Source organism: Pseudomonadota bacterium, assembly GCA_026390555.1.
In the GTDB taxonomy this organism is placed as follows: Bacteria; Bdellovibrionota_C; UBA2361; order UBA2361; family OMII01; genus OMII01.
On record JAPLFS010000032.1, the window covers coordinates 1 to 23,161 of the forward strand.

19 protein-coding genes and 1 pseudogene are annotated in these 23,161 nt (G+C 50.0%); 7 read left to right on the top strand and 13 right to left on the bottom strand.

Annotated elements, in window-relative coordinates; all coding sequences use genetic code 11:
- Together NTV65_03700 and NTV65_03705 are read right to left on the bottom strand one after the other, a co-directional pair.
- Positions 1–1,817: AAA family ATPase (locus NTV65_03700; protein MCX6114309.1), on the bottom strand; the 1,817-nt coding region annotated here is incomplete at its 3' end.
- Entirely contained in the window at positions 1,804–2,979 is a 1,176-nt protein-coding gene (locus tag NTV65_03705; GenBank protein ID MCX6114310.1) for a DNA repair exonuclease, read from the bottom strand. The genes NTV65_03705 and NTV65_03700, both read right to left, overlap by 14 nt.
- Before the next feature lie 166 nt (positions 2,980–3,145).
- On the opposite strand from NTV65_03705, the gene NTV65_03710 reads away from it, so the two are divergent.
- Together NTV65_03710 and NTV65_03715 are read left to right on the top strand one after the other, a co-directional pair.
- The gene (locus NTV65_03710; protein ID MCX6114311.1) at positions 3,146–3,676 is read left to right on the top strand and encodes a hypothetical protein; all 531 of its coding nucleotides are present in this window, start codon (positions 3,146–3,148) and stop codon (positions 3,674–3,676) included.
- Between the two features lie 49 nt (positions 3,677–3,725).
- On the top strand, positions 3,726–4,883 hold the full coding sequence (locus NTV65_03715) for an acyl-CoA dehydrogenase family protein (protein ID MCX6114312.1): 1,158 nt from the start codon (positions 3,726–3,728) through the stop codon (positions 4,881–4,883).
- A gap of 14 nt (positions 4,884–4,897) precedes the next feature.
- Here NTV65_03715 and NTV65_03720 read toward each other — a convergent pair whose 3' ends face one another.
- Positions 4,898–6,304 carry a hypothetical protein gene (locus tag NTV65_03720; GenBank protein ID MCX6114313.1) on the bottom strand — a complete coding sequence of 469 codons (1,407 nt, stop codon included), beginning with the start codon at positions 6,302–6,304 and terminating at the stop codon, positions 4,898–4,900.
- A 196-nt stretch (positions 6,305–6,500) separates the two neighbouring features.
- Here NTV65_03720 and NTV65_03725 point away from each other — a divergent pair, with 196 nt between their 5' ends.
- The 3 genes from NTV65_03725 to NTV65_03735 all read left to right on the top strand — a co-directional run bounded on the left by NTV65_03725 (position 6,501) and on the right by NTV65_03735 (position 11,032).
- Positions 6,501–8,963: a hypothetical protein gene (locus NTV65_03725; GenBank protein MCX6114314.1), complete on the top strand. Its 2,463-nt coding sequence runs from the start codon at positions 6,501–6,503 to the stop codon at positions 8,961–8,963.
- Between the two features lie 156 nt (positions 8,964–9,119).
- A complete protein-coding gene (locus NTV65_03730) occupies positions 9,120–9,377 on the top strand; it encodes a hypothetical protein (protein MCX6114315.1) in 258 nt (85 codons plus the stop codon).
- Between the two features lie 164 nt (positions 9,378–9,541).
- Positions 9,542–11,032, top strand: coding sequence for a hypothetical protein (locus tag NTV65_03735; GenBank protein MCX6114316.1), 1,491 nt, complete (start codon positions 9,542–9,544; stop codon positions 11,030–11,032).
- A 95-nt stretch (positions 11,033–11,127) separates the two neighbouring features.
- On the opposite strand, the pseudogene NTV65_03740 reads toward NTV65_03735, so the two are convergent.
- Positions 11,128–11,415, bottom strand: a pseudogene (locus NTV65_03740) (RNA-binding protein).
- Positions 11,416–11,940: 525 nt separating this feature from the next.
- The gene (locus NTV65_03745; GenBank protein ID MCX6114317.1) at positions 11,941–13,551 is read right to left on the bottom strand and encodes a M12 family metallo-peptidase; all 1,611 of its coding nucleotides are present in this window, start codon (positions 13,549–13,551) and stop codon (positions 11,941–11,943) included.
- A 373-nt stretch (positions 13,552–13,924) separates the two neighbouring features.
- On the opposite strand from NTV65_03745, the gene NTV65_03750 reads away from it, so the two are divergent.
- Positions 13,925–15,148 (top strand): murein transglycosylase A, encoded by a 1,224-nt coding sequence (locus tag NTV65_03750; GenBank protein ID MCX6114318.1) that lies wholly within the window; start codon positions 13,925–13,927, stop codon positions 15,146–15,148.
- Positions 15,149–15,151: 3 nt separating this feature from the next.
- On the opposite strand, the gene NTV65_03755 is transcribed toward NTV65_03750, so the two are convergent.
- The 8 genes from NTV65_03755 to NTV65_03790 all read right to left on the bottom strand — a co-directional run bounded on the left by NTV65_03755 (position 15,152) and on the right by NTV65_03790 (position 22,626).
- Positions 15,152–15,655, bottom strand: coding sequence for a hypothetical protein (locus tag NTV65_03755; GenBank protein MCX6114319.1), 504 nt, complete (start codon positions 15,653–15,655; stop codon positions 15,152–15,154).
- 339 nt (positions 15,656–15,994) lie between these two features.
- Entirely contained in the window at positions 15,995–16,657 is a 663-nt protein-coding gene (phoU, locus tag NTV65_03760; protein ID MCX6114320.1) for a phosphate signaling complex protein PhoU, read from the bottom strand.
- Positions 16,658–16,717: 60 nt separating this feature from the next.
- Positions 16,718–17,488: a phosphate ABC transporter ATP-binding protein PstB gene (gene pstB / locus NTV65_03765; protein ID MCX6114321.1), complete on the bottom strand. Its 771-nt coding sequence runs from the start codon at positions 17,486–17,488 to the stop codon at positions 16,718–16,720.
- Between the two features lie 92 nt (positions 17,489–17,580).
- Positions 17,581–18,495 (bottom strand): phosphate ABC transporter permease PstA, encoded by a 915-nt coding sequence (pstA, locus tag NTV65_03770; GenBank protein ID MCX6114322.1) that lies wholly within the window; start codon positions 18,493–18,495, stop codon positions 17,581–17,583.
- Positions 18,496–19,395, bottom strand: coding sequence for a phosphate ABC transporter permease subunit PstC (gene pstC, locus NTV65_03775; GenBank protein MCX6114323.1), 900 nt, complete (start codon positions 19,393–19,395; stop codon positions 18,496–18,498). It lies immediately after the preceding gene.
- Between the two features lie 22 nt (positions 19,396–19,417).
- Positions 19,418–20,431: a PstS family phosphate ABC transporter substrate-binding protein gene (locus tag NTV65_03780; protein ID MCX6114324.1), complete on the bottom strand. Its 1,014-nt coding sequence runs from the start codon at positions 20,429–20,431 to the stop codon at positions 19,418–19,420.
- 92 nt (positions 20,432–20,523) lie between these two features.
- Positions 20,524–21,894, bottom strand: coding sequence for an ATP-binding protein (locus NTV65_03785; protein MCX6114325.1), 1,371 nt, complete (start codon positions 21,892–21,894; stop codon positions 20,524–20,526).
- A 48-nt stretch (positions 21,895–21,942) separates the two neighbouring features.
- Positions 21,943–22,626 carry a response regulator gene (locus NTV65_03790; protein ID MCX6114326.1) on the bottom strand — a complete coding sequence of 228 codons (684 nt, stop codon included), beginning with the start codon at positions 22,624–22,626 and terminating at the stop codon, positions 21,943–21,945.
- A gap of 134 nt (positions 22,627–22,760) precedes the next feature.
- Here NTV65_03790 and NTV65_03795 point away from each other — a divergent pair, with 134 nt between their 5' ends.
- Positions 22,761–23,159, top strand: a complete 399-nt coding sequence (locus tag NTV65_03795) for a Rid family detoxifying hydrolase (protein MCX6114327.1) — start codon at positions 22,761–22,763, stop codon at positions 23,157–23,159.
- The last annotated feature ends 2 nt before the right edge of the window (positions 23,160–23,161 follow it).

The window sequence follows — 23,161 nt, forward strand, 5'->3', positions numbered from 1 at the left end:
ACCCGCTTGGCCTCGCCGTCCTCAACTACCGTAGGGGTAAAATCCTCGGCTAATTCAACTGCCGAGTAGCGCCCATCGGTCAGGTCAGCCAAGTATTCACTGGCAAGTTCAGCCATACGGGGCCGAATCGAAGAGTTCACGAACTTTCTAAAGTCGGTCATAACGCGGTCGCACTCATCAAAGATACGAACCTGCCTGCGTAGCCGCTCAACCTCACCGCTGCGCTCATCGAATCGCACGATTTCAGCCCTTGTACGTTGCAGCATCGCCTCGTGCGTGTTCACCTCGCCCTCAAGGCGAACACGTTGCAAACGCTGCACCTCTAACAAGCGTTGCGATACATCGTGCGCGCCTTTCTCCTTTAGATATCCCTCTTCAGAGAAGCGCATAGCCACAAGATTCTCCTGGGCCCGCGCAAGGCTCTCTTCAACTAAGGTAAGATCTACCTTGATAGCCGACTGCTCCCTGCTTAGATCTTCACGCCGTGCTTGAAGTTGTTGGCAGAGATTAAGCTCATGCAGCTTGGCATCTAGATGCTGAATTGATAGTTCAAGCTCACTACGCTCACGAACTAACCTCTCAAGCTCCGCGGGTCGTACTACCTTTTCACTAACCAGGGTATCTAGCTCTTTAACTCTGCGCATGAGCTCACGCTCTTCAGCTGCAAAGTGCGCCTGAACCTGCTCAAATGACTCCCCCAGCGCTTGCCCACAGGTTGGACAATCCCCCCCGGCTTCAAGCGCCTCTGCTTTCTTTACCCGCTTGGCGAGCTGCTCAATCTGCCCTGTAACCGCATCACGTGCCGCCTCAGCTTTAGAGAGGCTACCGCGCCATATTAGCTCTATATCACGGGCTGCTTCTGTTAGCTGTGTAAGCGCCTGGCGCTTTTCAAAGCTTCTGAGCTTTACAGTAGCAAGGGACTCCTCAAGATCTAGCCCCCCTGTAAGGGGCTTAAGCTCGCGTGCCAACTGCTCTTCGGCCAGAGCGCACGCATCGCTTAAGGCACGCAGGCGCTTCTCGCGCTCCTCGCGCCGCACCGTCAGGGCCTGTAGCCCCTCTCTTGATTTTAGAAACTTAGCGCGCAGATCATCATGCTTTACCATGCGCTCACGCAAAGTTGCGAACTCCTGCTCAATTCTTTGAAGCGCTGCGGCAACCTCATCGTGCTTAGATCTAATAGCCAGTAGGCACTCCTGCTCAGTAGAGCTTCGTTGCTCAAGCTCCTGACGGATGCCAAGACTCGCCTCGTAGCCTGTTAGTACAGCACGCTTATCTTTTCTATCTGCCCTTAAGAGATCCTGCATTACCTCGAGGCGATCGTATCCCATCATGCGCAAAATAAACTTCTCTCGCTCTGTAGCGCCCTTCTTTCCACTTAGAAACTCAAGCCCCTTCTGCTCCGTGCAATAAGTTGAGATAAATTCATCGTACGACATTCCAACTATCGTTGCGATTTTCAGGGAGACCTCCCTATTGCCTGACGTCACCGGCGTTGACTCGCCCCCCACATATAGCAGCGCATCAGAGAGGGTACGCTCAATTCGAAAGAGAACACCCTCATGCTCTAGGGTTAGCTCAACGCGCGGCTCCTGTTCCCTCTTTCCCCTGCCACCCTTAGTTGGAGCAAAACGTGTTCGTACATCCTCGATGCGCCCCCTAAGAGCACGTGAGCCAAAGATTGCAAACCCTATCGCTTCAACTATGGTGCTCTTTCCAGCTCCGTTAGGCCCAATAACGCCGATTAGCCCGTCCGGAAACGAGATAAAACTCTCTGTATGCTGTCGAAAGAGGTGCAACGATAGGCTACGAAGCTTCATATTTCGCCTCAACCTTTGAGAGATAGCTCCCTAACACCTCTGAGATCTCATCCGAAGAGACCCCGGGAACCGCACAGCTCTTACTGAACTCAATTAACTGCTCCTTAAGCAGCCCCTTGCCAGGCTTACCTAACCGTTCAAGATCGGGTCGCACGGTTGAAAAAACTATATCAAGGGTTAGGTTAAGCGCCTTGGCGCGCAGTGCCCGGATCTCCCTATGATCGAGATTTCTATAGGTCTCACGCGACACGTTGTGAATAGCAAGACGCACTATCTTACCATCAAGCCCACCCGCCATACTGGCAGAGAGATCGGCTATCCTTGTGCTAAGCGCCTGCGGTTCAAGATCCGTAGCATCGATAGGGGGCAATACAACCACCTCGCGTGGTGAGGTTAGTGGATGAAATGTGCGCTTGGCTCCGGGGAGCCGAACTTCAAGAAAACCTTTGAGCTCGCTGGACTCGCCCCAGATATTAGCGGAGGTGTGCTCAATTGAGCCCGAGTACGCGGCGTTAAGACCAACCGCACGTTGAATATGCACATGCCCTAGTGCGATATAGTCCCACTCATGTGGGGAGAGCGCCTTGAGCTCAAGCTCTGCGCCACCAAAGTCGCTTATCCATTTTTCATTGACCTGTGCATGCACAACCAGCACGTTATGATTAAAGCGATCATCTGCCCGTAATTCGAGCTTGTCGCGCCCTATAATAGCGGCGTGCGGAAGACAGGTTACAGCGAGGCTCTGCTCCTTAAAGGTAAAGGTCTCAAGTGTAGCATCTGCTACATAAACCCCATCTATCTCGCTAAAGAGTTGCAGCACCGAGCCGGTATCAGCCCGCTTCGGGGTTTCGTGGTTACCACCAACGATAACAACCGGCCTGCCGCTCTCTTTTGCGAGGCGACGTAGCTGCCTAAAGCAAAACGTAACAACCGTATTAGATGGACGGACCGCATGAAATAGATCGCCAGCTATAATGGTAACATCTGGCTTCAGGGAGATTATACGGGTAATCGCCTCCTGAAAGGCTACGTTAACGTCAGCCTCACGTTGGTTAATCCCCCCCTTGGAGAGCCTATTATAGCGGCGATACCCGAGGTGCACATCGGCCAGGTGGCAGATACGCAGGGAGGGCTTTATAGGCAGGGGTGGAGGGGAAACCATAGTGCAAAGATCTACCCCAGCGGACTACTAACTTCAATTGGTAACTAGTCAGCATAACGGGTACCTATCAACCTCCTCTACACCCTGGTCTAGAGATTGCACTCGGCAGAGACAATCAACACCTTGAGAACCTGTGTTGCTAAAAATAGCAAGGAGATCAAATACTTTGCAGATATCATCAAAAGGTTTCCAAGGCACAGATACGCAGCTTTTGCAGAGCGGCGCACATATCTTACCTAAAGGGTGCGTACTGCTTGGGGTTTTAAAGTCAATTGAAAATGAGCTGCGCAAACGTGAGATGCTCGGAATTAGCGGGCAACCTACTACACCGCTTTGGTTTCTGGCGGAAACAGAAAGAAATATATTCCTGTGGAGAAGCGGCAAAAGCCTTGATGATCAACGTAATTACTCGTTTTGGATTAACGTTCCAGCTTTAATAAAAAAACGGCGCCACCAGCTTAAAAAACCTCAGGGTCTAAACCCATTTACTAACCCGCTCTGGGGTATAGCTGCGTTTGAATATAAGTTAGTCGATCAGGAGCGGGATTACCTCGACTCATTCGAGGATCTTGCGGACTCTGTGCTCAAGCACGCAGAGGCACTCAGCGTCGCAAGTGAAACTATCCGGAGCGAGGTTGCCCCAGGGAGCCTACAGAGGCCCCCTGTAGTGCTTCCAAGCGTGTTAATTGCTAGATGACAATCTTCTGCTATTCACCCTGAGATACAAGAGGTATTATCTAGATACTATGACCATACAAAGCCCCGATCCCCTTATTATTGAAACCATCGAGCGTGTCTGCCGCGCTGAGATCCATAAGTATCAAGATGAGCGCTTCTATAATACCGTACCGCGCCCCCTCTTTCGGGCCTTTGGCGATGCGGGGCTAGCGGGCCTCTCAGTTCCAGAGAGCTACGGCGGCATCTCAGCCTCTGCAACTACCTGTGCGGCCGCGTTTGAGACGATCTCTCGCTACGATCTGGGGCCTGCTATCTTCCTCTCAGTTCATACGATGGTGTCTAGGCTTATTACAGGTCACGGTACACTACAGCAGAAACAGGAGCTGCTGCCCAAGATCGCTGCGGGCGAGCTGCTGTGCGCATTCGCCCTAACTGAACCGCACGCCGGGTCAGATTCACAGGCCCTTACGACCACAGCAACTAGGAATGGGGACTCCTACCTCCTAACTGGAAGCAAATGCTACATCTCAAGCGCTGGATTTGCTGACCTATATATCGTTTGTGCAAAGACCGCCGATACTGCAGGCTCCGGCATCTCTGCCTTTATAGTGCCTAGCTCAACACCTGGGCTAACGATCGGCAACCCAGAGAGGAAGATGGGGGGTGAGCTTTCACCGATCGCTTCCCTCTTTTTTGATCAAGCGCCCCTGCCGGCCTCCGCTCTCTTGGGCCCCCTGCACCACGGCTTTAAGGTCGCCCTCTCTGGTCTAACAAGTGGGCGAGTCAATATCGCAGCGTGCGCAAACGGACTATCTGCCGCAGCGATCGAAAGCGCGCTCAAGCACCTCAATACGCGTCAACAGTTCGGGCACCCCCTAGCTGACTTTCAGGGGCTACAGTTTATGGTGGCCGATATGTATGTAAAACTTGAGGCGGCAAGGCTCCTCACACTTAAAGCAGCCGAGGATCTTGATGCTACGCATACTGCAGGGGTTAATAATAAGCTTAATACTAAGCTCTCTGCCTCTGTCGCTAAATGTTTTGCTACCGACACTGCAATGGCTATCACGACCGATGCGGTGCAGTTGCTTGGGGGTGCGGGCTACCTCAAGGATTATGCGGTTGAACGCTATATGCGTGAGGCCAAGATGCTGCAGATAGTTGAGGGCACGAACCAGATTCAGCGTATGATTATCGCACAAGAGATCCTGGCCGACACAAATTAAAAGGTGCGCCTACATTAGCATGAGGTGCTATTAACGCACTGATTGGCAGTTATCGGGCCGAAGCAAACTCCACCAAAGTTCATATAAATAGTGGCGCTACCGGTGTTGCGACGTGCCTTATCTGCCACTGCAACTCCATTGAGCGGAGTGCTAATTCCACAACCGATGCCGGCATAGTAACGCGCCTCCCAACCGGCGCCCCTTGCATAGAGCCCAAGCGAGGCCAGCACGTTGCCCTCGGTATCGATAGCCTTAACGCATGATGGGAACGGTCCCCGTGCGCCCTCCTTGAGGATCACTCCTATAGTGTTACGCCTAATATCTGAGAAGTGTGCGGAGCCGATAGTTTTATAGATATGTCCACCTGGCCAGGCAACGATCTGGGAGCACTGCGAAATAGACCCTCCTGAATTGTCTCCATTATCTCCGGAGCCATCATCTGGCGGGGTCGGAGTTGGGGTCGTCCCTACCGTATTTAGATTTATCTCATCAACTGCCACACCACCCAAAAATTCATCCTCTCGCACCTCGGCTGAAATTGGATTAAATATCCCACTCTCCTTTGCGCCCTGAAAGGCTAGCTCGTAGCCATTCCCTTCGATAAAATCCCCCACTACGACCTCACCGCTACCCTCAAAATTGGTAGAGGAGATTAAGCTCCCCGCCAGAGAGAATACCTTGAGCGTGGTGTTCTTGCCCTTACTTACCTGGAACCCCAATAGATCGGCGCCGGACTCCTGACGAATCGGAATGGCGCGCGGCCTAACTCCGGTTGAAGCGAATTTCGGCATCCTGGTAAACTGTCGCACCTCGCCCGTTACGAGGTTCTTCATCCGAGCGATTGAGCGATTACCGCTACCCTTTCTCATCACACCGATCCAGTCCGTAACCTCTTGATCGATACGCGCAAAAAACACCCTATCACCGGTCCGACCAAAGGTAACAGTTTCGGGTGTGCTAGCAGCGTTACTAAAGAGATCATACGAGATCTCCCAAACCGCCTTGCCCGCTGTTAGCCGCACAACTACGGCATCGGTTGCACCATCACCGTTAAAATCACCCCCTGCTATGGCCAGATCTCCGCTCTTACCGAATGTTCGTTCGATCGTGGCTCCTGAAGCCTCGATTATGGTCCATGTAAGCGTATTGTCGGCGGTATTGCTTGTGACCGTCCCGATCTGAGTTGCGCTACCATGCCACTGCCCCATAATAACGTGACTGCCCGAGCTTCCAAGAGAGCCTAACTCCTCACTCTCCCCTGTGGAGGAGAGCTTGGCGGTCCATGTCAAACTCTTGTCATCCTCTATCGTTATCTTTGTTAGATCGGATCTTCCGTCTCCATCAAAGTCGGTTGGAACCTGGGCCTCAAGTACGGAAACAAAGGCGAGGCAAGTGATTGCGATAACGATACATTTATTCATAACCACCAAGATTCCAGACGTTAATTGGATCAGGATATTAGCACCGGATTAAGGCCTGACGAAGTTAAAGATCGCCCGGTTTGCGATTACCTCTGAATCCTAGGGTGTTAACCTTCAAGGGTTATGCCAAAGGCCGGCCCCCATATTTTATGTGAGATACTATTAAGTTCTAAGAATCTCTGCCGATGTTCATTTTATGCAAAATAATGAGCTTTTGAGGATCATTACAAAACATGCGACACTCCTAGGGGCGCTGTTTCTACTTCAAATATCAGCTGCCATGGCTCAAGCTGGGTGTCCAACCACTAGGTGCCGACCAAATCCAATTCCTGGAAATGGTGGCTGGCCGATGATGCATAGCGAGTTTAATGGCTGCCCTAGCAGCCATCCCGTTAATGCGGGACCTCTAAATTTTGGACATGGGCAGGCCTTTTTTCACGTAACGCTCTCTGCAGACTATAATATTATAGGACCAGTGCCCTGCTTTGGTAGAACAGACCTCCCATTCTGTTCCGACCCGGGTAAGAGTGGTTTTATATACGCTACGGATCTAGCTGGTGAACGAATCACCGATGCAGAAGCAGGAACAGCGTCGTTACGCATCTGCTGCAATGGTGTTATCATGACTGGCAATACCTGCCCGGCCCCACCCCAAGCGCCTGCACCACCACCACCTGCAGCACCGGCACCTGCAGCACCTGCACCACCACCACCACCTGCAGCATGTGCAGACGGCTCGGATAATGACGGTGATGGCCTAATAGACATGTCAGACCCAGGTTGCTCCTCGCCGCAGGACAATAACGAAGGTGATGGCACATCCCAGTGTCAGGACCGTTCAGATAACGACGGTGATGGCCTAATAGATCTGCTCGACCCAGGTTGCTCTTCGCCGCAGGACAATAACGAAAGCGATGGCACCTCACAGTGTCAGGACCGTTCAGATAACGACGGTGATGGCCTAATAGATCTGCTCGACCCGGGCTGTTCCTCACCACAGGACAATAACGAAAGCGATGGCACCTCTCAGTGTCAGGACCGTTCAGATAACGACGGTGATGGCCTAATAGATCTGCTCGACCCAGGTTGCTCTTCGCCGCAGGACAATAACGAAAGCGATGGCACCTCCCAGTGTCAGGACCGTTCAGATAACGACGGGGATGGCCTAATAGACATGTCAGACCCAGGTTGCTCCTCGCCGCAGGACAATAACGAAAGCGATGGCACATCCCAGTGTCAGGACCGTTCAGATAACGACGGTGATGGCCTAATAGATCTGCTCGACCCAGGTTGCTCTTCGCCGCAAGACAATAACGAAAGCGATGGCACCTCACAGTGTCAGGATACCTTAGATAACGATAACGATGGAGCTATAGATTTTCCGAATGACTTTAGTTGCACCAGCAGGCAGGACAACGATGAGACTAATATCAAATCGCAGTGCCAGGATGGCCTTGATAACGATACCGACGGCCTAATAGATCTTGTTGATCCTGGCTGCTCTAACGCTCAGGACAACAACGAGAGCGACGAGCCAACACAGATTACAACAGCGGTCGAATGCGTATTTAACAATCAGGACGGAACAAAAACCGCCTACTTTAGCTACACCAACACTACCCAATCTGAGATTACGGTAGTTGCTAATAGTAACGGTTCTACCGTTAATAATTTTATATCAACCGGTGGAATCCCGGCTATTAGCGACTCCAAGCTTACCCTCTTTAAACGGGGCACTGTGAAGGGCGCTGCAAACGCTACCTACCGCGGCGATGCAATAGCTTGGATATTGCGCCCACCTGGAGCTGCTTTATTAATAACAACAACAAAGGCAGACTCTCCAACCTGCCAGCCAGTTGAGCCTAAATTTAACTGCCAGGGCCTAAAGACAGGTGGTATTTTGCGGATTAAGGTCGGATACAGTAATCCAAACCCATTTGAGGTTAGCCTCCCAATAGGTGTACTAAACCGCTTCAGTCCTGGCCCTGCCGATCTGGGACAACCTAACAAACTCTTTGCCGGACTGAACCAGGGCGCCTTTGAGGTAAACCTGAGTCCAGACGTAGCAAGTATACCGGACCCTCTAACATGGAACCTAAACGGTAGCTCCGTCGCCCTCACTACACAGGTACCAGTGTGTACAGGGGAATGTATAGACGCTCCGATTGGAAGTATTAGAGGAGAGCTCAACCAGATCGCGATAAAGCTCGGAGCTTTAACCAAAAAAGCTGCTGCCGTACTCGCTGCTGCCGCAACCAATGATGTGAATAAAATCACTAAAAAGGACACGCGATCGGCAAAAAGCAAGATCCAGTCGGCTGAGAATAACTTTGACGATGCGGAACGATCCGCCATTAAAGCTGATAAATTCATAGAAATCGTACAGACGCTTTTACTTGAGTTCCCAGAGGTATCAAAGAGCTGTCCTGAGGCGCTGCGATTTTGCAAGACCGTAGATAGGCAGCCTACCATAGCTGCGCTCCAGAAGTTATACGGAGATACGCGCAACGCCATAAAACGTATCATGGCCAGAGCAAACTTTAGAAAGAACGGCGAAACATCGCGTAATGACCCCTTGGTTATTAAGGCCAAACAACTAGAAGCATCGGGGCTTGCCGAGTTGGCCAAGATTCCCCGCTTTGCCGAAGATTGCAAGTAGCCTGGGGAGTTGTTCCAGGTACCGATCTGTTCGAGTCTGTATATTTTAGGTGCAAATATCGGCAATCATAATCTCTACAGATAGTACTGATTAACCGTACCACAAAAAGATTACCTATACAGAGCGGTACTGATCTACTACTGTCTGTTCAACGCTATGGTGCACGAGCCGGAAGATACATCAATCGTCCAAAATACATTTACTACCAAAGCTAGCGAACAACGCTACCTTCTGAACGTAGTGGATGCTTGCTTTGAGATGTTCTCAGCCAGGGAGCTACGCAATCCTGGATTAATACTTCCGGAGCTACTTAGCGCATTCCCTGAATTCTCAGAACAGGATCTTTTAAAAGCCGTGGCACTTGCTCTCTCCTGGAAACGCCTCTTACGAGCCGCTGGTAGGCCGATCCACTAGCCCCTAGCAACTTGGATCCTCGCGCCGTTAAATAACCGCCATTATTCAAGTATTTAAAGTTCCAGTTACTGGCATTAAAGTTATTTCTATTACTATCCGATTATACAAACTGAAAGAGAGGAATACTCTCAGTTGAGCAACGAACCAGTTAATGGGTAGTAAAGATGGTTTTTTCAAACGATAAAAGATCCGAAACACGGCTTAATAGAGCCCTAAACCATGTAAATAACCTCTGGTTCCCATTCAATCCAACCGTCATTAGTCAATTGGAAGAGGGCTTTAAGGACGAGGCCTTTAGCGACGATCCAGATCAGTTACTAACTATCCTTAAGCAGGACTTTGCTTTATTTACCTATGTGATTAAAGAGCTAATGCACATAGCAACATCGGAACAAATTGATCCGGTTACTATCTGCAACCCGCTTAAGTTAATTAGATGGGGTGGTCCTACTCGCATCAAGCAAATAGTAGTCTTAAACAAGAAGCTTCCGTCCACTCATGCGCTTAGCTTAAGTGAGAATTTTCAAACCGATCGTCTACGTGAAACGGCCATTATCGCATCGACAGCCGAGGTCTTAAGCGAGAATGCTAATTTGGATCCAGATATGGGATTCTGCCGCGGAGTCATGCGAGAGATCGGTCTTAACTTGATCGCATGGAACTACCCATTACTCTATGCTCGAATCATCAAGGCTATACCTTCTGATTCCAGCCTTGATGATGAGCTCACAAAGGAGCTTGGGTTTTCTCCAATGATGCTTGCTATGCGAATTATGCAACCAACTAACGTAAAGGTGTCGTTGGCAGATATCACAATATTTGAACAAGAGTGGCAAGTTTATGATAAACTCTGCGCTGTCGGTGAAGCTCTTGCGCACGCTAGTAATCCAAATACCTATCCATCGGCGGAACACGATTGGTACATAGCTCAAGAGTATCTCATACGAAACATCGGAGCAGATGGACTTGAGCAGATTAATAAAAAGTCTGCTGATAACTCTACAAGCTATACACAGGCACTGCCCTCAACCTTTGAGGATCTAAAGAATTTAGATCCTCAGGCAAAGATCTTATCTCACACGAATGCGATTAGAGCATGTAACAATAGCTATGTGCGCCAATGCCTGCCTGAGATTCAAGATGCGCTGCGAGCCCTCTATAGCGAGATGCCAATTAACTCCGTTAACAGCACGGCCCTTGAGCACCTGATTAAAGATCTTATCCCTAAGGCTGGTTTTACCGGAGGCTGTGTATTCATAGTTGATCCATCAACATTAACACTCTCTCCTCGCACCATTATCGGACAGGTTGGAGGTCGTAAGATTAATAAAATTATCCTTCGCTCTACCGCAACAAATGTACTGGTCTTGGACTCATCGGTTGAGGATCTACTCGCCGCTGCCATTGGTCACGAAGACGTTATTGCGAATGCATTCGCCTGCGAGCAACCAATTATCATACGAGAACAGGGCAATCTCTCAGATAAACAGGGCTATTTTGAAGATAAGTTAACAACCATCTGCAGCTCTCTAGGACGAAAGCGCCGTATCGGGGTGCTCTATTTAGAGAAACCAGAAAGCACAGATGATTCCAGAACGATAGGAACCTTTAAGGCGCTGCGACAGGCGCTTTGTGATGCGCTCCTACTTGAGTAACACAGACCCAAGAAAAAACGTTAGGAAGGATTTACCCTCTTGGCGTTTCGTTTATACGGTTGTGTTATATAGAGACGACCGTGCTAGCGCCGTCGACCACCACCACTACCACTACCACCACCATCGCGTGGTGGTCGCTCTCGGGCGATATCAACAACTATCGTACGACCCTCTAGCTCCGTGCCATTAAACTTGTCAACAGCCGCCTGAGCCTCTTCATCGCTCGACATCTCAACGAAGCCAAAGCCACGTTTGCGCCCCGTAGCTGGATCCAGCACAACACGAGCTGATGCGACGGTACCAACCTGCGCAAACAGTCTTGAAAGGTCAGGATCCTCTATCGAGAAGGGCAGGTTTCCTACGTATAACTTATTATTGGCCATTTCATTTCTCCACGGCACAAACAATTGAGGTAAGCCGCAGGAACTCAGCATCGATAGCGCACACTACTTACCTTTGCGCTTTGCGCCAGTGTAACTAAATTCACCAGAGCATCCCCGGAGCGGTAACCAGATTAGGTCAATACGATACCAAGCTCTTGACAGGGTGGTCAACGAGAAGTTGATGAAGCACAGGTGCTTAGCTGTAATGTATTGAAACTATAGCAACTATCCACAGCCCCTACGGGGTCGATTTGCGGAGCCCGTCCAGCAGCGCAAGCTGCTGGCGCAGCAATGCGGTGGGGGTGAAAGCAACCCCTCAGGGGTCGATTTGCGGAGCAAATCGGGGGTGACAACGTTAACTGGTCACAAAATCTGCCGTCCCCAATCAGGGGACGACCAATCGAATTACCTATCAAACTTCGCCGTAATCTGAGTAGCTTAAATCTCTACATTAAACTACGGTGACCAGTTACCTTGTTGGTACTTAAACGGACTTAGTCTTGCTGGTATCACTCTGGAATCACGCTAGCTGCGCCTGCGTCCAGAGCTCTTCAACTTTGGACTAGTTTTGCCGAGCCATAGGAAATTTGAGTAGATCTCTCCCCCGATGGTTTCCGCATACATGTAGATCTTTTTGTCTTTGGGAAGTGTTAGCCGAACGAAAAACTTGAAATTTCCCTGCTCGTCACTAACGGCATCCCCAACAGGCTCCCCGGCTGCAAACAGCCTTATCCCGACAGCGCTGATTGGAACCCCCGTATTTGATACAAGCTGGCCTAACATTCTCACCACCGGAGCATTGGCATCGCCAACCCGACTCTTTGTGATAGTGAGCTTCGCCGTATTAAGATCCGGATGCTCGGGTGGAGTTGGCGTTGGAAATCCTGGCGTAATATCTGGTCGCGGTACGACCTGCTCAATGGAGATGCATGAGCCACTCTGTGTAAGGTGCTGATTGATCTCTTGCAAACTAGCCTCAGAGAAATGATCGGAGGGTGGTATCGATATACTTGGGTACATCAAACTACCGCGTGTTGATGTATCGTGATTCGCGCCAAAGTTATGCCCAAGCTCGTGGGCAAATATGCCAGAGTCAGCAGACTCCACATATGATTGAGTAATGCCGTACGAAAGGGTTGGCACTGAACAAACAACCCCTATGTATGCGATCCCGATTACGCTTCCATCGAAATTCTTACCGGTAAAGAGGTGCTTGATATCAACGTCCTGATGAAACGTCGCGGGGGTTTCACTGAGATTATATGGATTTTCAACGTTACCAGTAAACGCATTCAGAAGACGGATCGGCTCAGTTGTATTATATGGTGAGCTTTCTGAATACACATGTTGGCGCACGACTCGGAAGCGAATTCCCAACTGCCTAGCATAGATCGCCTCGGCTGCATTAATGATGGATGCAATCACTGCGTTACTACTATCGCCGTACTTGGCATACCACTCCTGATCAGCATCGGTACTGATCGTAACTACCTTAGAGAGTTCGGCGACACCGTTCTCTTCCTCACTTTTAATGGGTTGTACAATCGGCGCATCATGCTCCTGTGTATTCATACTGTCCGTTGATGCACCACAGGCCCCACGACGCCGCGCCGATGAGGGTATACTGGATATGCGCGCACTAACTAAGATAGCGCCGTCAATGGTCATAGTAATCGTGTAGATCCTCTGCAGGGTTCCCCTCGAACCTTTTGCTCGACCGGGAAACGTAAGCTTTAGCTTACTGCCGATGATTGAGGCAGCTGTAGGCATGATTCGACGACCAGACCTCGTTAAGCCCCCTCCGATCGCTACTGAACCCCGCAGCAATACGGGCTGGAGTTGGTCCTCCTCCTCCCTGCCGTTACGTCGGATAAATGAGCGCCAGGTTTTATTGCGTTTGGTAGTTAGGTGTAGGTCGATATTTCCAGCCGCATAGATCCGCCCCCTAACACGAACGGTTGGAATCTTTTCTAGCTCTGTAGTGGATCTCTCTCTAAGGCTCGGATTATAAATACCTTCTAGCGCAACCATCGCGCGATACGGTGTTATTTTTTGGGCATTTCCGTTTCGACAGGAAACTACCAGGAGAGTAACGAGGACAGCAAAGATGCGCAGGTAGGCGCTAGTACCACTCATACATCACCTCTTAAAACCGAGAGGGATGCCCCCTCTAAAAACCGTTGGAACCTACAGCAACCTTCCTTACGATGCGGAGCTACGGCTTAAGTTTCAAATTTCTTAAAATACTTTGAGGTTCTTCAGGCAATCTTAGTGCCTAGCCAGAAGAGGCTAGGAACTTCGTATAGTTAGCAAATCTGGGCTCTGCTGGTAGGAAGCCGGCTTCCCTTAAAGCTGCAAAAAGTAGCTGATAAAAGGGGATGTTTTGAATTGATTTATGATTTATCGGGAGGGGTCTTTAATCACCGCTATATAGTAGGGTCTTCAATTCTTGTATAAATACTACTTTGAGGCTCTTGCCTCATAACAATAGCCCCCCTACAACTCTTATGTGACAAACAGATCAGGCCTAACATCCTCCAAACAGCTCTTAGCTCTGCTACTCATCTCCTTAGGATCTTTTATCTTAAGCGCCTGTGGTAGAAGTACTGCGCCCAGCCCTGAAACCGCCTTTAGAGCTGTCGCTGCGCCGACCCTCTCTGATGACTTAAACCTAAAAGATCTAGCGAGCGGTATCGCCACTCAGAGATCTGCTCTCAGCAGAAATCCCGACTCAGCCATGCAGTTTGGGCCGGTATCGATCACGCGCGGCAAATACGTACAGGCCCTCGATCGTCTCAGCAGTGAGCTAATAAGCTCGCGTAGCAACTCAGAAAAGTTAGAATATATACGCAATAATTTTTTATTTTATGAGATATACGGCGCGCAAGATTGGGGTGCGATCCTCCTTACGGGTTATTTTGAGCCGCTTATACGTGGAAGCCTGCGGCCAACCTCCGCCCTCTCGCAACCGATCTATCGCCGTCCAGATGACCTTATTACGATCCCTCTCGGAGCATTTTCGCAGCGCTTTAAGGAGGAATCAGCACTCAAGGGAAGGCTCGCTAAGGGGCGAGTAGTTCCGTACTACTCACGAGAAGATATAGATGGAAAGCATACCCTTAAGGGTCGCGGATTAGAGATCTGTTGGGTTGATCCGATCGATGCGTTTTTCCTCCAGATTCAGGGCTCAGGCACAATTGAGCTCAAAGATGGCTCTCAATTTTTTGTTACCTATGCTGAAAAGAACGGACATAAGTACGAGGCGATCGGGAAATTCTTAAAGGAACGGATAGCTCCTGCTGCTATCACGATGCAAAGCATCGTGGCGCTGCTTAAAACTATGCCAGAGAGCGAACGCTCCGAGCTCCTTTTCCGTAATCCGAGCTATGTATTTTTCAATCGCTCGCCGCAACGTGCCATTACATCGCTCGGCATACCAGCAACCTCCGGCCGCACGATTGCAGCAGACCCGAAGTTTGTACCAAAGGGTGCCTTAGCTTTTATTACCTTTAACAAGCCGGTCTTTGATACAGAAGCCGCTCCAAGCGATCTGCCACAAAGTAGCATTGAGGTGGGTCGCTTCGTCCTTGATCAGGATTCCGGGGGCGCCATTACCGGAACCGGTCGGATAGATCTATTCTGGGGACGTGGAGATGATGCAAAACGCTACGCCGGTGTGCTGCAGAGTCCTGCTCGTATCTGGTACTTAGTTCCGAAAGGGTCCATCAACTAACAGCTACTGATCATCCTCTTCAAGATCTAGCGGCTGCGCTATACCTGCCTGGCTACGACCGGGAGGTTGCGGCGGGATCTGATTGGGAGCTAGCTCTATCTGTGCGTTGCGCGACTGTGGAGGCTCTACGTAGGGCGCATCAGCTGCTGCCGGAACCTCGCGCGCAATATCACCCACGATATCTGCGATATCTCCCGCTGGTTTATCCGTTGTTGAGGTTGTAGCCGCTACCTTCTGCTCAGATCTTGGCCCCCGTCCCCGCAGCGAGCGCCAATCAATTACCCGACCATCCTTAAAAAGCACATATGCACCATGCGAATAGCTCCACAGTACCTCACGCTTAACGTTGCGCTCGATCTTCTCTAGCGGCTGACCCCAGCCCTGTATTACTTCAGGCAAAACCGCCCCTATCGTAAGATCTTCATAGGCGTTATCGGCATACGCCGATCCAGACGATAGCCCTAGTAATAGGATCTGTGAAAGAAAGAGGGATCTTAAAGAGCTCATCACTGTTTCCCTGGACTATCCGCAACTATTCACCCCGGTATAAACTTGTCGATGGCTAAAAGAATTCGATCTTGCGATCGGTCCTAAAGACCCACCTTTCTTGACGTCCCCTGATCGGGGACGCTCATTTTAGGGGTGAATAGTTATTGTCTCCACCCCAGTTTGCTCCGCAAACTCGCCCCTTGATAGGGGCTAACGCACACTAATCTGACCCGGTGAATAGTTACAAACTATTTATATAAATAAGATTTCAAACCACATCTCAATGAATAACACACCTATTTAGAACCGGAAACTAGGAACTATTCATTCCAGTACGAAAACTATAAAACTGCGCTCTTATTGCACCTTAGAGTGCCTAACAATTTCGCCACGAATCATGTACAGAACATCTTCGGCGATATTTGTCGCGTGATCGGCTATGCGCTCAAGGTTCTTTGATACCGAAAGTAATATAATAAAGCGCTCGACATCGTTTGGATGCTCACGGGTAGCCTGAATAACCTGCTTGTGGATACTACGATTAATATCGTCTATAGCATCATCGGAGCTGCAGACGCTTTTAGCTATCTCTTCGTTAAGATTCACTAAGGACTCGAGACTACGTCGCAGCATCTGCTGCACCTTTGATTCAAGATCTTGAAAGTCAATTAACGCCTCAGGTTGGGTCTTAATAGCGCTTAATTTTATCGCTCGACTGGCGATATTAACCGCCAGGTCACCGATACGCTCTAGATCGTTGTTAATCTTAAGAACTGCCACGATAAATCGCAGATCAGCGGCAACAGGCTGATGTAGTGCTAGAATTTTAAGGCACTCCTCCTCTACCTCGACCTCTACCATGTCAAGCTGTTGATCCCCCTCTATTACCTCACGCGCCAGCTTTTCGTCTCGTGCTTCAACGGCCTTAACAGCCTTGTATACGCTCTCTTCAACTAGCGCGCTTAATCCAAGGATCCTTTTCTTTAACTCATCTATCTCTCGATGTAGGTGAAATGACATATCTATTCCTTACTGAACTGACTCAACATAGCGCCGTTAATAACTTAAGCACCAAAAACGTTATCCAAAACGTCCGGTAATATAATCCTCTGTGTGTTTCTCCTTGGGCTTTGTAAAGAGCTCCTTTGTGATCCCGAACTCAACTAACTTACCCTCATAAAAGAAGGCCGTACGATTCGAAACTCGCGCCGCCTGTTGCATGTTATGTGTTACAATAATGATGGTGTACTGAGAGCGTAATTCACCGATTAGATCCTCAATCTTTGCAGTCGATCTGGGGTCAAGCGCCGAAGCTGGCTCGTCCATAAGAAGCACCTCTGGGTCTACCGCCAGTGCACGCGCGATACAGAGCCGCTGCTGTTGGCCCCCAGATAGATCAAGGGCGCTACGATAGAGGCGATCCTTTACCTCCTTCCACAGGTCCGCGCGTATTAGGCTCCGCTCGACGATCTCATCAAGCACGGCACGATCTCGCACCCCATGAATACGGGGACCATATGCGACGTTCTCAAAAATACTCTTTGGAAACGGGTTGGACTTCTGAAAGACCATGCCAACCCTCTTTCTGAGCCTAATCAGGTCGATATCGGGAGCATAAAGTTCCTGGCTATCAAGCCTAACTTGCCCCTCTACACGCACACCATCTATCAGATCGTTCATGCGGTTAATGGTTCGAAGAAAGCTAGATTTACCGCAACCGGATGGTCCGATCAGGGCAGTTACCTCCCTGGCAGGTATCTGTATTGAGATCTCGTGCAGGGCCTGGTAGTCCCCATAGAACAGGCTCAGTTTATTTACCTCAATCTTAACCTGATCTTGGGCTGAACTCATCTCACTCCATCCCTCACTACTAATTGCTAACTGACGCGCCACGTTCATCTATTGACCTAAATTAGCTCCTAAACACAACCATCTAGAATACCTTACCTCTGCCTACGCTGAAACTTGGACCGCACGATTATTGCGACCGTATTTATAACCAGCATAATCACGAGCAGAACGGTAATGGCAGCAGCAGCGTTAGCATGAAACTCACTCTGTGGACGCGACAACCAATTAAAGGCTTGAATTGGCAGCGCCGTAAAGGGTGCAAAGATTGAATCTGGCACCTGCGCCACATAGGTAAGAGCCCCGAGGGTCACAAGTGGCGCAGTCTCTCCAATAGCTCTTGAGAACGCTAGGATACACCCGGTTAGAATGCCAGGGAGCGCTACCGGCAACACCTGAGTCCAGGTCGTCTGCCACTTAGTAGCGCCTAGCGCCAAAGCCCCCTCTCGGTAGCCCTTCGGCACCGTCCTTAAAGCCTCCCTTGAGGCCATAATGATTATAGGAAGCACCAGCAGCGCCAGCGTTAGGGCGCCTGAGATTAGGCTCCGATTGAATCCAAGCGTGCGCACAAAGAGCTGTAGCCCTAACAGTCCGTATATAACCGAGGGCACCCCGGCCAAGTTCGCAATACAGAGCTCTATGATCCTCGTTATCCTACCCCTTGTGCTGTACTCCTCAAGATATATCGCTGCACCAACACCAACTGGAAAGGCGAATGAAATCGTAAGTCCGATCAGATAGAGGCTGCCGGTCCATGCCGCAAGGATCCCGGCCTGCTCAGCTTTACGAGATGGGAAGCTCGTAAAGAATTTGAAGCTCAGCCGTTCTACACCATCCCCTATAATATCAACCAGCAGAGCTAGCAGAATAAGCATCGCTGAGTAGATCATAAGGCGTGCGAGAAACACAAAGGCCCGCTCGGTTCCCGGACGAGCTAAGAGCGGCAACCGCACATCTGTGCGCCTCCTTAAGGTGTCATTCTGTGTTGTGGTGGTCAGTACAACTCCCATTTAACGAAACATCCTTTTAAATCTATCGCGTACAGCCATGCTCGCCATATTGAGGGTAAGGGTAAGAAGAAAAAGCATCATCGCAACAGCAAAGAGCGTGTGATACTCAATGGTGCCGTGCGGAGTGTCTCCAAGAGAGACCTGTACTATGTATGCGGTCATGGTCTCCACAGGTTGCAGCGGATTAAAGTGTAGCAGCGGCTGCTGTCCGGCGGCGATCGCAACGATCATCGTCTCTCCAACTGCTCGTGATGCAGCCAGGATAAACGCTGCCGTGATTCCACCGATGGCGGCCGGTAATACACCACCAAAGATCATCTGCAACTTTGAGGCGCCCAGCGCGTAGGCTCCCTCACGCAGGTTCTGGGGTACAGTATAAATCGCATCTTCGCTGAGCGATGCCACCATCGGAAGGACCATAATCCCCATCACTAAGCCGGCACTCAGGGCATTAAAGGAGCCAAGTGCTGGTAAGAATAGTTGTAGCAACGGGGTAATAAATAGAAGTGCGAAGTATCCGTATACGATGGTTGGAATACCAGCCAGGATCTCTAGCACCGGCTTAATAATCTTACGGCTGCGCTCACTGGCGAACTCACTGAGGTAGATAGCGATAATAAGGCCTGCTGGAACCGAGAGCGTAAGAGCGATCACAGAGGTCAGCACCGTTCCGCATATAAGCGGCCAGATACCGAAATGCTTCTCCATGAAAAGCGGGGTCCACTCAGTATCGAAAAAAAACTGGCTCAGCGATACGTTCTCAAAGAACAAAGCGCTCTCGACCACCAGCACCAGGATAATCCCTATCGTTGTAAAGATAGAGAGCGCCCCACACGCCAGCAAGAACGCCTCAATGGCTTTCTCGCCGACGGTTCTTGATGAGCGTGCGAATGAGAACAATGTTACCCCTCCCTACCCTACTCTACTGCTTTAAGATCTGCTCAAGTGTTGCAACACCCGTAACCTTGCCATTAAAGAGTGTGCCAGTTACCGCTCGATCAAGGCGGGACTGCACAAGGCTCATGATACTCTCAGGCAGCGCAATGTACCCCACCTCCTGTGCTAGTAGCTCTACATTCTTAAGGTAGTATGCAACGAATTCACGAACCTCTGGACGCTCAAGCGAGTCTTTTTTTACATAGATAAAAAGAGGGCGTGAAAGGGGTCTGTAGCTACCTTTTGTAACGTTGTCCTTAGTTGGAAACTGTGGGCCGCTGCCATTAGTAGCATCCTCGTCATCGATCGGAACAACCTTTAACTTATCCATGTTGCTATTATAGTAAGCAACGCCGAAGAACCCGAGCGCACCCTCATTACCAGAGACGCCGGTTACTATCACGTTATCATCCTCACTACTTGTATAATCACCGCGACTGGCCTTCTCCTTGCCAACAACCGCCTCGGTAAAGTAGTCAAAGGTGCCGGAATCTGTCCCGGGCCCAAAAAGGTGTAGCGGCTTGTCAGGAAAGCCTGCGCGCACATCGCTCCACTTTGATATCTTGCCACGCGACTCAGGCGCCCAGATGACGGCGAGCTCCTTAACGGTCAACTGCTCTACCCAGGAGTTCTTCTTATTAATCACCACCGACAATGCGTCGTACGCTACAGGCAATTCGATAAAGTTAATGCCGTTCTTAGCCGCTTGCTCCAACTCGATGCTCTTGATTGGTCGCGATGCGTTGACGATATCAACCTCACCTGCAACTAATTTCTTAAAGCCTCCCCCTGTTCCTGAGATACCTACGGTTACATTAATGCCCCGATGCTCAAGTTGAAACTCCTCGGCTACCGCCTCAGAGATCGGAAATACTGTGCTAGATCCATCGATCTTGATTACACCTGGAGACCCCGCAGGAGCTGCGAAGCCCTCCCTTGCTAGCACTATGCTGCTCAGGATCAAAATAGGGGTAAATAATACCTGCAGGATTCGCTCCATGGCAAAGATTCCTTTCAATAAAAAAGATCGACCGAATTGTAACATCCTTAGGCTAGATTACCTACTACTTCACTTTAGAGTTTGGTTAGGTCCTATGCTTTTAAGAGCAGCGAGAAAGTTGTTCCACTCCCAGGAATACTAGCCACCTCGACCCGCCCACCATGAACCTGTGCAATATGTTTCACTATTGAGAGCCCCAACCCCGTGCCACCAATTTGCCGGCTACGCCCCTGATCAATTCGGTAAAAGCGCTCAAATAGGCGCGTGAGATGCTGCTTCTCTATCCCTGGCCCAGTGTCAACAACGGCTATTCTTATAAAACCATCCATCTGTTCGACTTTAATCTCAACCGTGCTACTTGGATCGGAGTACTTAATCGCGTTATCAATTAAATTAACGAGCGCCTGCTCTATAAGGTTGGGCTTGGCCATCACCTTATACCCGCCAGCCTCCTGGATATGCACAAGCGTGCCACGTTCAGATGCGCGGTGCGCGCAGGCCTCTACAGCAGCCAAAACGATCTCCTCTACCGCGCACGATTCAAACTCCAGTTGTCCGCGCTCTCCCCTTGCCTCAAGTTGCGCTAGGGTTAGCAGGTCAGAAACGATCTCATTCAATCGGTCCGCATGTCGCCCAATAATACTGAGGAACTTTTTCAGCGATTCCGGCTCATGCATTGCTCCATCCAAGAGGGTCTCTACGAAGCCTTTAATTGAGGTAATGGGGGTACGGAGCTCATGCGATACGTTAGCGACGAAATCCGTACGTACGTGCTCTAGCCTCTGAATCTGCGTCTTATCGTGAAACACAAACAGCGTTCCAGTAGGGGCGCTACCCTCCTGTATCAGGGGAGATGCGTATACCTCCAGCACCTTTTCATCTATCCCATTGATCGTAATGACCTCAGAGCTAGCCTCTGGCGAGTGCATCACCCGTGAGATAACCCGCTGCAGTCCCGCATGATGAATAACCTCTGGAACAAGTCTATTCTCACACTCCTCAAGTGAAATATCTAGCAATACTCGAGCGGCCTGATTAACACGCTTAATTCGCCCATCACTATCAACGGTTACCACACCCTCAACCATACTGCGCAGGATCGCATCCTGTTCAGCACTTAAGAGCCTCAATCTCTCAAGCCGCTTCTGAATAAGGCTCGCCATAGTATTGAACGACTTTGATAGATCGACCAATTGAGATAGTCGTGGAGGATAGACCCGTGCCGTCAGGTCTCCCTCGGCAAAGCGCTGCGTTACACCCTCAATTCGATCAAGCGACTGCCCGATTCGACCGGCTACCAGGATACTCCCAATAAGGCAGATTACTAAGGAGATAGAGAGCGCAATCAGCAACACAGTACTTAGCCCTCCCTGTATGGTTGCTACGATAAAGATCGGAGCCACGCTAGAAAGGACGAGCAATATGTAACTGGGGGTCAGCCCTGCAAAGAACGTACGAATCATCACAGGGCTAAGTTCTACAGTAGAATGGCGTCGATTGCACGAGAGTAGTTAACCCTTAAATCGGTACCCTACTCCCCGCACCGTTTCGATATGATCCCCATAAATATTGAGCTTTTTACGGAGGCCAACCACCTGAACATCTACGGACCTATCGGTCACAGGATAATCATCCCCATGCACTCCCTCAACTATCTGATCGCGCGTAAACACAACTCCCGGCCGTTGAATCAGGAAGTGCAGCAGCTTAAACTCGGTATTAGTTAACTCTGTAAGAACGTTTTCAATATGAACCTCCCATCTGAGAGGGTTAACAACAAGCCCATCAACTTGAACCACCGCCTGCCGATCAAGCGGCGGCGCCTTACCACGACGCAACACGCTCTTAACCCGCGCCATAAGAACTCGTGGGCTGAACGGCTTGGCGATGTAATCGTCCGCTCCAAGCTCAAGACCAGAGACAACATCGGGCTCCTCGCCGCGCGCACTCACCATAATAATAGGGATACCCTTAAGAAGAGGCTCGCCCTTTAGCCTACGGCAGACCTCTAGGCCATCGATCCCAGGTAACATTAGATCAAGGATGAGGATGTCGGGCCTAACCTTAGCGACGATAGCTAAGCACTCCTCCCCACTCTCGGCACAGGTAACCCGGTAACCATCTTTCGATAGGTTGTACTGAATCAGCTCGCGAATATCCTCTTCGTCATCAACAACTAAAATCGACTCTTTCATAGCTTGCAATCCTAATCTTGGCCTGATAATACCAATTTTTATAACGGATGTACCTCTTTAAATGCACATTCACAGAAAACTAACATCAGAGGGCCCGTCCAATAAAACGCAGCTATTAAACGAGGCTACCTGCTATGAGTAACGCTATTACCCTATACGAATCCTTTCCTGATGCCCCTAAAGCAGTTGGACCATATTCACCAGCGGTACGGGCTGGCGGCATGGCCTTCCTATCAGGGCAGGTTGGGCTTAATCCGCAAACTATGCAACTTGTTGGCGCTGGCATTGAGGAACAAACTGAGCAGGTGTTAAGAAACCTGCTCGCTGTACTATCCGGGATGGGGCTTGCATTCAAGGATGTCGTTAAGACAACCATCTTTCTTACAGATTTGAGTCATTTTCAAACGGTCAACAAGATCTACGGCGAGAGGCTAGAGGGTCATAAACCAGCACGCTCTACGTTTCAGGTAAGCGCCTTACCGCTTGGCGCTATAGTTGAGATTGAGATGACAGCGCTTGATCGAGCTGCATAAGG